The organism is Capnocytophaga bilenii (genome assembly GCF_017565765.1).
GTDB classification, from domain to species: Bacteria; Bacteroidota; Bacteroidia; order Flavobacteriales; family Flavobacteriaceae; genus Capnocytophaga; species Capnocytophaga bilenii.
In genome coordinates this window covers 132,173-148,111 of record NZ_JAGDYP010000006.1, presented here as the reverse complement: position 1 = coordinate 148,111, position 15,939 = coordinate 132,173, and the positions used below count along the sequence as shown (strand labels likewise).

Sequence of the window (15,939 nt, the reverse complement as noted above, 5' to 3'; positions counted from 1 at the left end):
TCGCAATTTATATTGCGGTTAAAAAGAGTATTTCTGATAAACATCTATATCTTCTATCCTTCTCAATGAAGGCGACTTACTATGAAATAGCTGTGAGGCTAAAATAATAAACTCTTCTAAATCAAAGCCTTGAATAGTACGTCCTAAAAGGAAAGAGATAGTATATTCTTGCCAATTTTTGCCTTTTTCTTTTGCAATAGCAGCTACTTGGTTTAGTACTTCCCACATTTCAGCCTCGGTAAGATACTTACACCAATAGCACCATTTAGCTAATGAGGCAGCACGGCACAAATCCCAAGCGTAAGCACTTTGTACAGCTGCTACTTCTGCTACTTCTATTCCCAAACCTTTGGCTATTTGTTTCTGTATTTTGCTAAGCTCAGCAGAAGTTTGTGTGAGTGCTGGGCGGAACTGCTGCGAACGCTTCAGTGCCAATAAGTCGCTTAAGGTAGCTTTAGCACTTGCAGCATCAGTAACACTCCACTGCTGGCGCAATCCTGACTGATACCTATCTAACACCTCTTTAGGCATAAGGTTTGTAAGGTTCTCACCGCGATAATAAGCTAATATCGCTCCGTAAGTAAGCAAACGTTTTTGCTCATCTGTAAGCGGTTGCTGATTGATGTGCCCTACTTGTCCCTGCAAGCGCTTCTTTGCATATAGGTTAGTTACCAAAATTTGTAGCCCAACCGCCACTACTATTATAATAATTATATATACATAAAAAGGCATAATAATTTTCTATGATGTTAAATTATTTAATGTATTTTTCTGCTAATTCCTTAGCTACTTTCTCAAGAGTAGCGGTAATCTCATCGGTGAGCTTGTCTGCTTTAAGCTCGTCCAACACATCGCGATGTGAAATATTCAGAAACTCTAAATATTCTTTCTCAAATTCTTTTATCTTATTTACAGGCACTTGGCGTAATAAGTTTTTAGAACCCGCATAAATAATCGCAATTTGATTTTCTACAGGGTAAGGGTCGCTTTGTGATTGTTTTAATATCTCAACATTACGCTTACCTTTTTCTATAACCCCCATAGTAGCAGCATCAAGGTCTGAACCAAACTTAGCAAAAGCCTCAAGCTCACGGTATTGAGCTTGGTCTAACTTCAGTGTACCCGCTACTTTTTTCATTGATTTAATCTGTGCTGAACCACCTACTCGCGATACCGAGATACCCACGTTGATAGCAGGGCGTACCCCAGAGTTGAAAAGGTCGGACTCTAAGAATATCTGTCCGTCAGTAATAGAAATCACATTGGTAGGGATATATGCTGATACGTCACCTGCTTGTGTTTCGATGATAGGAAGAGCCGTAAGAGAGCCTCCTCCTTTCACTAAGTGTTTAATAGTATCAGGAAGATCGTTCATTTGGCGTGCAATAGTATCATCGCCAATCACTTTAGCAGCACGTTCTAAGAGGCGAGAGTGCAAGTAGAACACGTCTCCAGGGTAAGCTTCACGTCCTGGTGGGCGGCGCAATAACAACGACACCTCACGATAAGCCACCGCTTGTTTAGAAAGGTCGTCATAAATAATAAGTGCTGGGCGACCTGTGTCGCGGAAATACTCACCTATAGCAGCACCCGCAAAAGGCGCATATACTTGCATAGGTGCAGGATCGGAAGCATTAGCCGCCACAATAGTAGTATATGCCAAAGCACCTGCATCTTCCAATGTTTTGGTAATACCTGCTACGGTTGAAGCTTTTTGTCCTATAGCCACATAAATACAATATACGGGCTTACCAGCATCGTAAAACTCTTTTTGGTTTAGAATAGTATCTATACACACCGAAGTTTTCCCTGTTTGTCGGTCTCCAATCACCAACTCACGTTGCCCACGACCAATAGGTATCATTGCATCAATCGCTTTAATACCTGTTTGTAATGGTTCATTCACTGGCTGACGGAAAATAACCCCTGGTGCTTTGCGCTCTAAAGGCATTTCGTAAAGTTCCCCAGTAATAGGTCCTTTACCATCTATAGGCTGCCCAAGAGTATTTACCACACGCCCTACAATACCTTCACCCACGTTGATAGAAGCTATCAGTCCTGTGCGTTTTACAGTATCTCCTTCTTTAATATCGGTTGATGTACCTAAAAGAGTAATCCCTACGTTATCTTCTTCAAGGTTAAGTACAATACCTTTTAATCCATTTTCAAATTTTACCAACTCACCATATTGAGCATTCGACAGCCCAAAAATACGAGCAATACCATCACCCACTTGCAATACCGTACCCACTTCTTCAAGTGAAGCATCAGCATCAAAATGTGCTAATTGTTCTTTTAAAATTGCTGAAATTTCAGCGGCTTTAATTTCTGCCATCTTTTTCAGTTATTAATTTTAGTCCTTAGTTTTTAGTATTTGTTTTTTTAGAGTGTTGTTGCTTTGCTGCTTTTTTTGCAAGATTATTATCTGTTAGCAAATCACTTTCAGCAACAATACGCCATTCATCTTTCATTTTCTGAAATATCAAATAGGAAGGATAGTCTTTCGTTTTTTGATTTATTGTAACACTTTTTACAAACGAACACTTAGCCCTCTCCCCATTCTGCTGAATACTAATAGTTCCTTTTATTTGCTGATAATAGTCGGGTTTAGCTTTTAGATAAGCCATTTTCTTATCAATACACTTATCTTTATTATTAGCCTCGCCATAGAGCAATACATCATCGGCATACAAATCACTAAAGGTATACAGCCCCCTTTCGTTATGAGCTTTATTCCACTTTTTTACAAGTCCTTCTAATTCTTGATTGTCTTCACCAAAACCTTCCGAGCTGTAAGGCTTGTTGTAGATGTTTGCTGTAACAATCTCCTCTGCATTACTATTAAAGCTCCACAATAACAATAATAATATATATAGTATTTTATTCATAAACCATCAATTTTCATACATCATTCAAAATCACTATAATATTACAAAGGCTTTTATACAAAAAGCTTTTCTTGGAAGTCCTGCCTCAATTTATTCAATTTATAAGCAAGACTTGCATTGTACTGTACATCACCCACACGCAAGATAAAGCCCCCTATAATATGCTCATCTACTTTGTTTTCAAGTGTCATATGAGGGTTCTTAGTAAGACTTATCACTTTTTGAAGCATTTCTCCCTTTAGTTTTTCATCTAATGGCAGTGCCGTAGTTACCACCGCTATTTCGTTATGCTTATAGCTGTTATATTGTATGATAAAGTTACCTGCTATATGTCCTAACATTGGCAAACGCCTATTCTCAATCAGTAAGTCTAACAAACGCTTTACTTGTGGTGATATAGTTGTAAAGACTTTCTCCAATACACTTCGCTTCACCGTAGTTTTTACTATAGGCGAAATAAGCATACGCTCTAAGTCTTTATGTTCTTTTATAGTTTTATTTATCAAACTCATATCTTGGAATACCACCTCGAGCGCATTTTGCTCAATAGCATATTCCAGCAAAGCTTTGGCGTATCTGTTTGCAGCTCTCAATCCGTACATAGTTTTCAGCTTAGTTTAAAGTTACGTCCTTTAAATAGTTATTGATAAGTACTGTTTGTTTTTTAGTATCAACAAGCTCATTTATCATTATTTTTTGCGCCATTTCTATTGAAAGAGCAGCTATTTGATCTTTTAGTTGGGCTAATGCTACTTTTTTCTCACTATCAATTAGATCTTTAGCCTGTTTTATAAGCTTATCACCTTCGCGTTGTGCCTCTTCTTTAGCCTCAGCCACAATTTTGTCTTTCATTTCACGAGCTTCTTTCAGCATCAAATCGCGTTCTACACGCGCCTCTGCAAGCAATCGCTCGTTATTAGCCTTCAAATTTTGCATTTCTTTTTTAGCCTCTTCAGCAGCTTCCAAAGCACTGTTAATAGATGCCTCGCGCTCCTTTACCGATTTCATTATAGGCTTCCAAGCATATTTAGAAAGCAAAAATAACAAAATTAGAAAGGTGATAGTATTCCAAAATAATAAACTCTCAGGATGTGCTAAATTCATTTTATTTAGTTATTAGTTATTAGTCATTTGTTAATAGTAAAACCACCTTACAACCAACCGTTATAAGGTGGTTTTTCATTGATTTACTTGTTAGTAATTAGAGCTACGATTACCGCGAAAAGAGCAACCCCTTCTATCAAAGCGGCAGCAATAATCATTGCGGTTTGGATTTTTGAGGTAGCTTCTGGCTGGCGTGCAATAGCTTCCATTGCCGAGCCACCTATTTTACCAATACCAAGTCCTGCTCCAAGTGCTGCTAATCCAGCACCAATACCTGCTAAAATCATATATATAAAATTTAAATGTTTACATATTATTTTAATGATGTTCTTCTTCCACCGCATTTCCTATAAATAGTGCCGATAACAACGTAAATACATACGCCTGCAATACAGCCACCAACAGCTCCAATGTACTGATGAACAAAGAGAACAATATAGAAACAGGTGATACCCACACTGTTTTAAAGATAAATATAAGCGATAGCAAACTGAGTATAATGATGTGCCCTGCACTCATATTGGCAAACAAACGCACCATTAAGGCAAAAGGCTTTGTAAATATACCAATAATTTCTATAGGAATCATTATGGGCAACAAAAGCGGTGGAACACCAGGGGTAGCAAAAATATGTTTCCAATAATTCTTATTACTACTAAATAGCGTAATAAGAAGCGTAAATACGGCTAATACTGCGGTAAATAGAATATTATTAGTAACTGTTGCTGCAAAAGGGAAGAAAGGTATTAGCCCAAATAAGTTTGCTACCCATATAAGAAAGAAAACAGTTAGCAAATAAGGCATATAACGCATATAATATTTCTCGCCTATATTAGGAATTGCAATCTCATCGCGTATGTAAAGCACTAAAGGCTCTAATAAGCCTGCCATTCCTTTGGGTGCTTTGGGATTCTTCTTGTACGAACGAGCCATAGAAGTAAACAAAACTACCAATAGCACTGAAATGAGTAACAGCGAAAATACATTTTTTGTAATTGAAAAGTTTAGCGGACGAGCATTCGTTACCTTCCCTTGTTCATTAAAAGCAACCGTACCATCTTCATTGGCATAGTAAATATCTTCTTTATAGCGCACAAAGCGTTGTCCGTCTTTCTCTACCACTACTTTTCCTTCATTATCGTGGTGAAACTCACTCGACAAAAAAGTTACTAGCCCATTATCAGTATACAAGATAATAGGTAGTGGCATTGCATAGCTATGCCCATTGTAATCGAATAAATGGAAATCGTGACTGTCCCCCGTATGCCCATCAATCAAATCGTTGATGTTAAAAGGCTTATCATCTTGTGAGGCTGAAGCATTGCTCACCAAAGGAAATAACGCTATTAAAAATAAAGTGATATACGTAATACAATTTTTCACTTTCATTATTTTTGTTGTTTTTACTTGTGCAAAAATAGAGCTTTATTTTCTAATTAAAAAATTTTCAGGCTACTTTTTATGTTAAATTTTTATGATTATTTTATATTTTGCTGATAATCAATTATTAATAATCTTAAATTTTATTTTCGTATCATTTCTTTTTTTACCTTTCAGCTTTCATTTTGCACTTAAAACAATAGTTTTTCCTTTTTATAGCTATAGTTGAGGATTTTTTGAATTACTTTTCAAACAGTCGCTGTGTGAGGCATAATTATAAAAAAAGACTGCCAAAAGCTGACAGTCTTTTTTATAGTGTAATAACATTTTTTACATCATTCCTGGCATACCACCACCCATTGGAGGCATTGCCGCTGCTTTATCGTCTTTAATATCTACCAAAGCACATTCGGTAGTAAGTATCATTCCTGCTACTGATGCAGCATTTTCAAGTGCTACACGAGTTACCTTTTTAGGGTCGATGATACCTGCTTTGAACATATCGCAATAGTTGTCGGTTTTAGCGTTGTATCCGAAAGCATCACGTGATGACTCAAGTACTTTTGCTACTACTACCGAACCTTCTACACCTGCATTTTCTACAATAGTACGCAAAGGAGCTTCTAAGGCTTTTAGTATAATTTTCATACCTGTTTCCTCATCAGTATTTACAGGTTTTAGTTTAGCCAAAGCACCTTTAGCACGGATAAGCGCAATACCACCACCTGCTACAATACCTTCTTCTACAGCAGCACGTGTTGCGTGAAGCGCATCGTCTACGCGGTCTTTTTTCTCTTTCATTTCCACTTCAGATGCTGCACCTATATATAATACGGCTACCCCGCCTGAAAGTTTTGCCAAACGCTCTTGTAGTTTTTCGCGGTCATAATCAGATGACGTATTTTCTATTTGTGCTTTTATTTGTGCAGCACGCGCTTTGATATCTTCTGATTTTCCAGCACCGTTTACAATTGTAGTATTATCTTTGTCAATAGATACTCTTTCGGCAGTACCAAGCATATCTATAGTAGCGTTTTCAAGGGTAAAGCCTCTTTCTTCAGCAATTACTGTACCTCCTGTAAGGATAGCAATATCTTCAAGCATTGCTTTGCGGCGGTCGCCAAAACCAGGAGCTTTTACAGCTGCAATACGTAGCGTACCACGTAGTTTGTTCACTACAAGAGTAGCCAAAGCTTCACCATCAATATCTTCAGCAATAATCAACAAAGGTTTTCCTGATTGTGCTACAGGCTCTAATACAGGTAGCAAATCTTTCATAGTAGAGATTTTTTTGTCGTACAACAATATGTACGGACGATCTAGCTCTGCTAGCATTTTTTCAGAATCTGTTACAAAGTAAGGAGATAGGTAACCACGATCAAACTGCATACCTTCTACTACATCCACATAAGTATCAGTACCTTTAGCTTCTTCAACAGTGATAACCCCTTCTTTACCTACTTTTTCAAACGCTTGCGCAATAAGTTCGCCTATTGCATCATCGTTATTAGCCGAAATAGAAGCTACTTGTTTAATTTTTTCAGAAGAAGAACCTACTTCTTTTGCTTGTTTAGCAAGGTTTTCAATGATTTTAGCTACGGCTTTATCAATACCGCGCTTCAAATCCATAGGGTTAGCCCCAGAGGCTACGTTTTTAAGACCTTCTTTTACGATAGCTTGTGCCAAAACAGTAGCGGTAGTAGTACCATCACCTGCAAGGTCGTTGGTTTTAGAAGCAACTTCTTTCACCATTTGAGCTCCCATATTTTCAAGAGCGTCTTCCAATTCTATTTCCTTAGCTACGCTCACCCCGTCTTTAGTAACTTGTGGTGAACCAAATGATTTGCTAATGATTACGTTGCGCCCTTTAGGACCCAATGTTACTTTTACAGCATTTGCCAAGGCATCAACCCCACGTTTTAAGCCTTCGCGCGCTTCAATATCAAATTTAATATCTTTTGCCATTTTTCTCTAATTAGTTATTAAAAATATGTTAAAACATCTTGAATGAAGTTTAGATCTAAAAATTCATCAGGTAAGATAAACCAACAAGGGTTTCCATAAAAAGCAGGGAATCCTAAACATTCTTTTGTTCCATTCTGTTTATCGGGGTCGCTATTTTCTTTGCTAGAAACATTCCATCTTACACCTATTTTCTGTTTTCCATTATGATCAGTGATTTTAGCAATAGAATAGGCAACAGTTTGCTTTATTACTATTAGACTGCTGATTTGATCTTTTGGGACTAAAATACTTTGAGGATCTTTTATTTTAAAACTCATAAATTCCCTTTTTTTAGATTACTGCCAACACGTCGTTTTCGCGCATAATAAGATAATCTTTACCTTCCAATTTTAGTTCAGTGCCTGCATATTTTCCATAAAGCACCACATCACCTACTTTTAGGGTTACAGGGTTATCTTTAGTACCAGCCCCCACAGCCACTACTGTACCTTTTTGGGGTTTTTCTTTTGCTGTATCGGGGATAATAATCCCTGATGCTGTAGTAGTTTCGGCTACGGCAGGTTCTATCACTACCCTATCTGCCAATGGTTTAATATTCAATTTTGCCATTATTCTTGTTATTTTTTATTTTGTTATTATTGTTTTATTGCCACGTTGTGCAATCAACTTATTACCAAAATTGTGCCACGCTCATTTTGCTGACATTTTGTCAGTTTAATTTCCTGTTTGAGATGAAGTGGCAGGGGTTGCAGGAGCTGCATTGTCATTATTGGCAGGAGCTTGTGTATTTTCAATAGGGTTTGTTGCAGGTAAATTGCCGTCTAACAATTTAGAATCTGCATTTACGCCTGTATTTCCTTGCAAAAGAGTATTAGCTATCAAGATAAGGGCACCAAGAGCAATTGCAAATGTCCAAGTGCTGCGTTCAAGGAAGTCGCCTGTTTTCTTTACTCCTCCTACTACTTGTGTATTACCACCAAAGGTAGAAGAAAGTCCGCCTCCTTTAGGGTTTTGTACCATTATTACCAAAGCAAGTAGCAAGCATACGGCTACTATCAAAATTAAAAAGATGTTGAATACTGTCATTGTTATAAATTATTTTGTTGTAGTTTTTTGATTTTTTCTATTTCGGCTGCAAAGTAAGCACTTTTTTTTGGATTTTTCAAAATTAATATTTGATATGCCTGTATTGCTTGTTTGTATTTACGCTGATTTACATACACTTGCGCCAAAGTTTCTGTCATTAATTGTTTTTCATCGGTTTTTACTTCATCGGCTAAATTCACATTGGAGACGTAATCTTTTGAGGGTTCTATTTTAGGATTGGTCTCTAAGAATTTATCAATAATTTTAAACTTCTCGGCTACATTTTCATCTTTGTATTGGGTGGGTGGTGGGGTAGGTGTAATTGTATCGGTGCGATTCATCCAGCTTGGCTGGGTATTTTCGGCTTCTTCCACACTTTTTTTAGGAACGAATATATCTGCTAATTCGCGATGATTAATGAGTTCATCGGGGAATATATCTTCTTGAAAGATAGGATCGGGCAATTTAGGGCGAAAAGTACGCGGTTCGCTTTCTATATAACTCACTTGTGGTGGTGTATGCTCGTTTATCGTAGGGTCTTTTCGCTCGTGAGCCTTACTAATACGTTGAAAATCGCTGCTTATATCAGTAAATCGCGAAATATCGCTTTTTGAATTGATAAAATTGAACAATATTGTGCGATTTGTAACGTGAACAGCCGCCAATTTCAGTGCCTTATGGTATTTGTAATCACCTTCGGTATGCAACATTTTGAGCTGTAATACTCTGGCTGCCTGAAAATAAGGATATTCTTTCACTATCTCATCAAGTTCTTGCATTTGCTTGTAATTGATGGTGTGAGGTTCTTTTATAATATGTATAAATTCAGCTACTGTCATTACCAATCGGCTAATGATGCATTAAAAATATCTTGTGTAATACGTTCAAATATCTGTGGGATAGCCTCCCTTTTCACACTATTGAACTGTGCGGCAGCAGGATAATCGTAATAAAACGAAAAGCGTTTTTCAAAATCTTTTTTTTCTTCGGTATTATTAGTGAAACGCACTTTCACAGCTATGGTAAGTCGGTTTTGAGCTGCTGTTTGTCCTGCAGTAGCAGTCATTGGTGTAATGTTAAATTCTACTATTTCGCCCTCATATACCAAGTCGCCATTGCGGTCGGTAAGGCTTAAGTTGGTTTGGTTGTTTATGAGGTCTTGTAAGGCTATTGTAAAATCTCGGTCGAGACCAGGTTCTACCAAAGGTGCTTCATTTCTGAAAAAATTTACTTGAAAGGTTTTAGCATCGCCCGTGCTACCTCCTGTAAAGTTGTAGATACCACAACTTGACAACAGTAAAAATCCAACAGCAATAAGGGCGTTTCTAAAATTTTTCATCACTATTAATTTTTTTCTTTAAGCATTGGAACAAACTGAAATTCACCATAGTCTGTTTTGTGAAATTCTTTTTCTGAGACACGTTCGTATAGTGTCATCACCTGCGACCCCTCCCCTATTGGGATAACCATTCGTCCGCCTACTGCCAATTGCGAAAGCAAATCTTGTGGCACATAGGGTGCTCCTGCTGTTACTAATATTCTATCAAAAGGGGCTATTTGGGGTAATCCTTTATAGCCATCGCCAAAGTATAAATGGGCTCTTCGGTTTATTAGTTTGGGCAATAGTAGTTGCGTTTGCTTAAAAAGTTTATACTGGCGCTCAATACTATAAAGCCGTACACCAAGGTAAAGCAGTACGCTACTTTGGTAACCACTGCCTGTGCCTATTTCTAATACTTTATGTCCTTGTTGCACTTGCAGTAGTTCTGTTTGGAAAGCTACTGTATAAGGTTGCGAAATGGTTTGGTCTTCATCTATTGGCAAAGCCTGATCTTTATAAGCATAGTCTTCAAAACCCAAGTCGATATATAAATGTCGTGGAATTGCTCTTATGGCTTCTAAAACTCTGGCGTCTTTTATGCCTTTTTCTTTTAATAATGCTACCAATTGATTGCGCTGCCCTTGATGTTTGAGTGTGTCATTCAGTGGTTGCATCATCTATTATATTAATTTCAATACAAAATAGTTCTTTTTACCTCGTTGTAACAGCACAAATTTGCCATTAATGATATCTTTTTCGCCTACTATATAGTTTTCGCCTACTTTTTCTTTATTTACAGCTATAGAATTTTCTTTCAAAGCTCGTCTTGCTTCTGAATTTGAAGCTATAAAACCTGTTTTTGCTGAAAGTACTCCTATCATATCTATTCCTGCAATTACATCGGCTTTGGGCAATTCGGCTTGTGGCACTCCTTCAAAGACATCTAAGAAGGTTTGCTCGTCTAATTGCTTCAAATCGTTGGAGGTAGAATTACCAAAAAGTATTTGTGAAGCTTTTTTCACTTTTTCCAAGTCGTCTTGGCTATGTACCAATACAGTCAGTTCATCGGCTAATTTGTTTTGCAAAACGCGCAAATGAGGTGCTTGGTTGTGCTGTGCAATGAGTTCCTCGATAGTTTCTTTGCTCAGCATTGTAAATATTTTGATATAGCGTTTAGCGTCTTCGTCTGAGGTATTCAGCCAATATTGGTAGAATTTATAAGGTGATGTTTTTTCGGGGTCGAGCCATACGTTCCCTCCTTCACTTTTACCAAATTTAGTACCATCGGCTTTGGTGATGAGTGGGCAAGTAAGAGCATAGGCTTTGCCAGAAGCGATACGCCTAATGAGTTCGGTACCTGTGGTGATATTTCCCCATTGGTCGGAACCTCCCATTTGCAAGGTCAGTCCTTTTTCTTGATAGAGGTGCAAGAAGTCATAGCCTTGTAGTAGCTGGTATGAAAATTCGGTAAATGACATTCCGTCAGTATTTTCGTTGGGGTCGAAACGTTTTTTTACAGAATCTTTAGCCATCATATAATTGACGGTGATATGCTTGCCGATGTCGCGTATGAAGGAAAGGAATGAAAAATCTTTCATCCAATCGTAGTTGTTTACTAACTCGGCACGATTATCTGCCTCGCTTTCAAAGTCGAGGAATTTGGCTAATTGTTTTTTTATACCTTTTATATTATGAGCTAAAGTTTCTTCTGTGAGCAAATTGCGTTCTACTGATTTTCCTGAAGGGTCGCCAATCATTCCTGTGGCACCTCCTACTAGTGCATAAGGTTTATGCCCACAATTTTGGAAGTGTCGCAACATCATTACTCCTACTAAGTGCCCTATATGCAGAGAGTCTGCAGTAGGATCAATTCCCACATAAGCAGCGCGCAACGCCTCTAATAAGTGTTGTTCTGTTTCAGGCATAATATCCTGAATCATACCTCGCCATCGCAATTCTTCTACAAAATTCTTCATTAGTTTTACCTCGTTTTTAAAAAAATTTGTGCAAAGGTACGAAAATAATGTTTAATGAACAATGATTGATGATTAATTTTCTTTTTTCGCTAGTGCTAGCAGCATTAGTGAATGTTTATCCTTCGTCACACATACTCGGCTGTGCCAGCTCGCCGACTTTCCTTCGCTCAACCTTCGCTCATCCTTCGCTCATCGTTCGCTCAACCTTCGCTGAAAATAGGAAATAAAAAGGAGGAGCTATCTCACATACAAAAATCCTTGTTTTGCTTCTTCTTTGCCGTTTTTGTAGTATCTAACGATATAAAAATAGGTTCCTGCTAACGATTTGTTTCTTCCTATCACTCCTTGTACATTAGGATAACCTCTAAACACTTCACCATATTCTTGATAATGATTGCTTTCGTATACTTTTAATCCCATTTCATCAAAAATAACTACTGAAATGGCAGTATTAGCATCTGTATTATCTATACGGAAATAATTTTCGGAATTATTTTCTAAAGATACGCCGTTATATACTACGACTTCTTCTTTTTCTGAAGTTTTGACTACCTTAATATTTATGGTTTGGGTATGGCTGCGCTGGTTGCCACATACATCACGGGCTACCCAATGGTAAATAACTTTTGTTAGTTTTTCATCGGTATATTCTTCTTCTTGAGTACGTTTAACTGTTGGAGCACCTGCACAACCATCTTCTGCCGAAATACTTTGTTGTGTAGGAATCTGTTCGTTTTCATCTATTGTAATATCTTGTGGCAAATCGCCTACAAAACTAGGTGGTACATCATCCCATACTTTGATAGTTTGTGTGTGGGTGAGGGTACTGCAACCATCGGTAGCGGTAAAGATGCGCAATAGGGTAAAACGATTGAGGCATTGTACAGCTGTTTTCAGCTCTTGCACACGATAACTCACACTTGCACAGCCTCCTGTAGTAGTAGGTGTTACCACAGCTGGGACTTCTTTGGCACAACTAAAATTAAGGTCGTGAGGTAGGGTTGAAGCTACAAATGCTAAAGGAGGAGTTGCTGCTTTAGGAGTGAAAACAATAGTCTGAGTATAAACAGCCTGATTACCACAAGCATCTTTTGCTTTCCATATATACAACAATTTACTTACCTTACCATTCTGTTTCTCAGTCTGTTGTATAGTACTTACTGAAGCACTTCCACAATTATCTGTAGCGGTAAGTACTATTTGTGTAGGGGTAACTTTGCCCTCTTCTATCGTAATATCCTGCGGCAAATCGCCTACAAAAGTAGGTGGTACATCATCCCATACTTTGATAGTTTGTGTGTGAGTAAGGGTACTGCAACCATCGGTAGCAGTAAAGATACGCAATAGGGTAAAACGATTGAGGCATTGTACAGCTGTTTTCTGCTCTTGCACACGATAACTCACACTTGCACAGCCTCCTGTAGTAGTGGGTGTTACCACTGCTGGCACTTCTTTGGCACAAGCTAGTGTAAGGTCGTGAGGTAGGGTTGAAGGTACAAATGCCAAAGGAGGTGTTGCTGCTTTGGGAGTGAAAACAATAGTCTGAGTATAAACAGCCTGATTACCACAAGCATCTTTTGCTTTCCATATATACAACAATTTACTTACCTTGCCATTCTGTTTCTCCGTCTGCTGTGTAGTACTTACTGAAGCACTTCCACAATTATCTGTAGCGGTAAGTACTATTTGTGTAGGGGTAACATTGCCCTCTTCTATTGTAATATCCTGTGGTAGAGTTCCTACAAAAGTAGGTGGCACATCATCCCACATTTTGATAGTTTGCGTGTGGGTAAGGGTACTGCAACCATCGGTAGCAGTAAAGATACGCAATAGGGTAAAACGATTGAGGCATTGTACGGCTGTTTTCTGCTCTTGCACACGATAACTCACACTTGCACAGCCTCCTGTAGTAGTGGGTGTTACCACAGCTGGCACTTCTTTGGCACAACTAAAATTAAGGTCGTGAGGTAAGGTTGAAGCTACAAATGCCAAAGGAGGAGTTGCTGCTTTAGGAGTGAAAACAATAGTCTGAGTATAAACAGCCTGATTACCACAAGCATCTTTTGCTTTCCATATATACAACAATTTACTTACTTTACCATTCTGTTTCTCAGTCTGTTGTGTAGTACTTACTGAAACACTTCCACAATTATCTGTAGCGGTAAGTACTATTTGTATAGGAGTAACGTTGCCCTCTTCTATTGTAATATCCTGTGGTAGAGTTCCTACAAAAGTAGGTGGTACATCATCCCATACTTTGATAGTTTGCGTGTGGGTGAGGGTACTGCAACCATCGGTAGCTATAAAGATACGCAATAGGGTAAAACGATTATCGCACAGCACAGCAGTTTTCTTCTCTTCCATACGATAGCTAACACTCGCACAGCCCCCCGTAGTGGTAGGCATTACCGTTGTAGGCACTTCCTTAGCACAACCAAGATTAAGGTCTTGAGGCAAAGTAGCAACTACAAATACTAAAGGCTCAGAAGCAAGATTGTTGTCTTTTTCAATAGTAAAGCCTCCTGTTTTAGGATTATAATCTGTAAGCGCAAACGCCAATCCCTCTATTACCTCTACTTTTAGCACTGCTTTAGATGTATTGATATTAGGCAAAGTAACCTCTTCGGTACCATCATTTGCCGTTTCGGCTAAAACAATATGCTTAAACGTTTTTCCTAAATCATCTGATAGTAGCACACGCACCTTTGTATCTGCAAAAATAGCGGTGTCAACCTTCCATTGTAGCAAGATTTTCTCACCCCCTTTGTATTTATTTTTAGGGTTAGTGGTGATTTCAAAAGGCGTTCCCTCTTTTACAGTAACCTTTGTTTCTGCCAAATCGTATTGTACTATATAATCGGCAGATTGTTGAGGTTGCGCATCACTTACCCCCAACCAAAAGGTAAAAGTACCCGTTGCTTGATGTGCTAAACCGCTATTGGCTACTACTGTGCCCGAATCATTATATTCTGTTTTAATCGTAACAGGGTTGGTGGTAGTAGGTTTGTAAATAGTGTATTGGGTTATAGGGGTTTCGTCAGCATTGCGTACATCGTGCTGATTTACAGCATATAGCAGTTGATCGCTATCGGGGTCGGTAGCGGGAATATAAAACTGGAAGAAAGTGCCTTTCGGAATCGTATAATGACTTTTGAGTTTGTTGTGGTCTATACGAGGGGCTTGAGTAGTAAAGGTTTTATCGTGAGCTTTTGTAGGTACTTCTGTCAATCGTTTGCGTATACGCTCTATGCTCGATAGCGAGAAAAAATCACGCGGACTGCCATAGCTCATCACCGAAGTACCACTCCCCTGCTCTGTTTTTTCACTATCATAGGCAGTAGAACCTTTATGAGAGCTAAAAGTATGTCTGCCGCCAAATAGGTGTCCTATTTCGTGTGCTATAACTTCTTTGGTAAGTACAGCTACTGCATCAGCTTTGGTATTAGATTGATAAACTCCTTCAATATACGCCAATCCTCTTGTACCTTTCTTCAAAGAGCTAGTATATACAAGAGAAATACCCACATCATAACTATTTTCGCCAATAAGATCTCCGATAACACGAGTTGAATTACTCATCACATAATCGGCACGATCAGTTCTTCTGAAGGTTTCTTTTGCTTCATCTTTGATAATAAGGCGTTCATCTTTTAACACTTCAAAACGCACTCCTAAATCGCGCAGGTATATTTCGTTGAGAAAGTTTTCAGTATCTGCCCAAAAGGTTTCTACTTTTTCTAGCTTTTCTTTGAAGTGCTCTGTAGTGAATGTGCTATAAGGGATGTGCATTGCCAATCGGTATACTCTTAGCACTTGGGTATTGGCAATCTTTGGTTGCGCTTGTTCGGCAGCTAAAACAGGTCTTGCGTAAAGATTGTGTTGTTCTTCCTTATCTTGATTGCCGCAGATACCTTCTTCATCTTTATAAAATACTAACTGCCCTTTACTATCGGAAATTTCGTATGAAATTCCTTGATAATTAAAACTCCCCGAAACAGACTTTCCAACTGAAAGAGTTGCCACAAAGTTGCCATTGTGGTACCCTACAAAACTTTTAATTCCTTTTTTCGCAAACGAAGTAGGGCGCTCTTGCCATTGAATGTCAATTCCCTGCTGTTCTGACACTGCTTTTAGCCATTTATCTGCTTCATTTTGTGCTTTTCCGAAGAAAACACATCCTATCAGTATTCCTATTGTGATAATATTCCTCATAATTTTT

General features: G+C 38.4%; 16 protein-coding genes. All 16 read right to left on the bottom strand.

Annotation, left to right across the window (positions count from 1 at the left end):
* Positions 1-18: 18 nt before the first annotated feature.
* On the bottom strand, positions 19-732 hold the full coding sequence (locus J4N46_RS08920; RefSeq protein ID WP_208059006.1) for a DUF1266 domain-containing protein: 714 nt from the start codon (positions 730-732) through the stop codon (positions 19-21).
* A 22-nt stretch (positions 733-754) separates the two neighbouring features.
* Positions 755-2,335, bottom strand: coding sequence for a F0F1 ATP synthase subunit alpha (gene atpA / locus J4N46_RS08915; protein ID WP_208059005.1), 1,581 nt, complete (start codon positions 2,333-2,335; stop codon positions 755-757).
* Positions 2,336-2,360: 25 nt separating this feature from the next.
* On the bottom strand, positions 2,361-2,888 hold the full coding sequence (locus J4N46_RS08910; protein ID WP_009416461.1) for a hypothetical protein: 528 nt from the start codon (positions 2,886-2,888) through the stop codon (positions 2,361-2,363).
* 53 nt (positions 2,889-2,941) lie between these two features.
* On the bottom strand, positions 2,942-3,490 hold the full coding sequence (atpH, locus tag J4N46_RS08905) for an ATP synthase F1 subunit delta (protein WP_009416460.1): 549 nt from the start codon (positions 3,488-3,490) through the stop codon (positions 2,942-2,944).
* Between the two features lie 10 nt (positions 3,491-3,500).
* Entirely contained in the window at positions 3,501-3,992 is a 492-nt protein-coding gene (locus J4N46_RS08900) for a F0F1 ATP synthase subunit B (RefSeq protein ID WP_208059004.1), read from the bottom strand.
* A gap of 83 nt (positions 3,993-4,075) precedes the next feature.
* Complete coding sequence (atpE, locus tag J4N46_RS08895; protein ID WP_208059003.1) at positions 4,076-4,279, bottom strand: ATP synthase F0 subunit C; 204 nt, start codon at positions 4,277-4,279, stop codon at positions 4,076-4,078.
* 31 nt (positions 4,280-4,310) lie between these two features.
* The gene (gene atpB / locus J4N46_RS08890; RefSeq protein ID WP_208059002.1) at positions 4,311-5,381 is read right to left on the bottom strand and encodes a F0F1 ATP synthase subunit A; all 1,071 of its coding nucleotides are present in this window, start codon (positions 5,379-5,381) and stop codon (positions 4,311-4,313) included.
* Positions 5,382-5,702: 321 nt separating this feature from the next.
* Positions 5,703-7,337: a chaperonin GroEL gene (gene groL, locus J4N46_RS08885; RefSeq protein ID WP_208059001.1), complete on the bottom strand. Its 1,635-nt coding sequence runs from the start codon at positions 7,335-7,337 to the stop codon at positions 5,703-5,705.
* 17 nt (positions 7,338-7,354) lie between these two features.
* A complete protein-coding gene (locus tag J4N46_RS08880; RefSeq protein WP_208059000.1) occupies positions 7,355-7,654 on the bottom strand; it encodes a hypothetical protein in 300 nt (99 codons plus the stop codon).
* 13 nt (positions 7,655-7,667) lie between these two features.
* A complete protein-coding gene (locus J4N46_RS08875) occupies positions 7,668-7,946 on the bottom strand; it encodes a co-chaperone GroES (protein ID WP_009416454.1) in 279 nt (92 codons plus the stop codon).
* A 105-nt stretch (positions 7,947-8,051) separates the two neighbouring features.
* Positions 8,052-8,423 (bottom strand): preprotein translocase subunit SecG, encoded by a 372-nt coding sequence (gene secG / locus J4N46_RS08870; protein ID WP_208058999.1) that lies wholly within the window; start codon positions 8,421-8,423, stop codon positions 8,052-8,054.
* A gap of 2 nt (positions 8,424-8,425) precedes the next feature.
* Positions 8,426-9,262, bottom strand: a complete 837-nt coding sequence (locus J4N46_RS08865) for a hypothetical protein (RefSeq protein ID WP_009416452.1) — start codon at positions 9,260-9,262, stop codon at positions 8,426-8,428.
* Positions 9,262-9,762, bottom strand: a complete 501-nt coding sequence (locus J4N46_RS08860) for an LptE family protein (protein WP_009416451.1) — start codon at positions 9,760-9,762, stop codon at positions 9,262-9,264. The genes J4N46_RS08865 and J4N46_RS08860 overlap by 1 nt, the downstream gene beginning before the upstream one ends.
* A 5-nt stretch (positions 9,763-9,767) precedes the next feature.
* Positions 9,768-10,418: a protein-L-isoaspartate(D-aspartate) O-methyltransferase gene (locus J4N46_RS08855; protein WP_034557523.1), complete on the bottom strand. Its 651-nt coding sequence runs from the start codon at positions 10,416-10,418 to the stop codon at positions 9,768-9,770.
* Between the two features lie 6 nt (positions 10,419-10,424).
* Positions 10,425-11,720: a tyrosine--tRNA ligase gene (gene tyrS, locus J4N46_RS08850; protein ID WP_208058998.1), complete on the bottom strand. Its 1,296-nt coding sequence runs from the start codon at positions 11,718-11,720 to the stop codon at positions 10,425-10,427.
* 237 nt (positions 11,721-11,957) lie between these two features.
* Positions 11,958-15,932: a reprolysin-like metallopeptidase gene (locus tag J4N46_RS08845; protein WP_208058997.1), complete on the bottom strand. Its 3,975-nt coding sequence runs from the start codon at positions 15,930-15,932 to the stop codon at positions 11,958-11,960.
* Between the last annotated feature and the right edge of the window lie 7 nt (positions 15,933-15,939).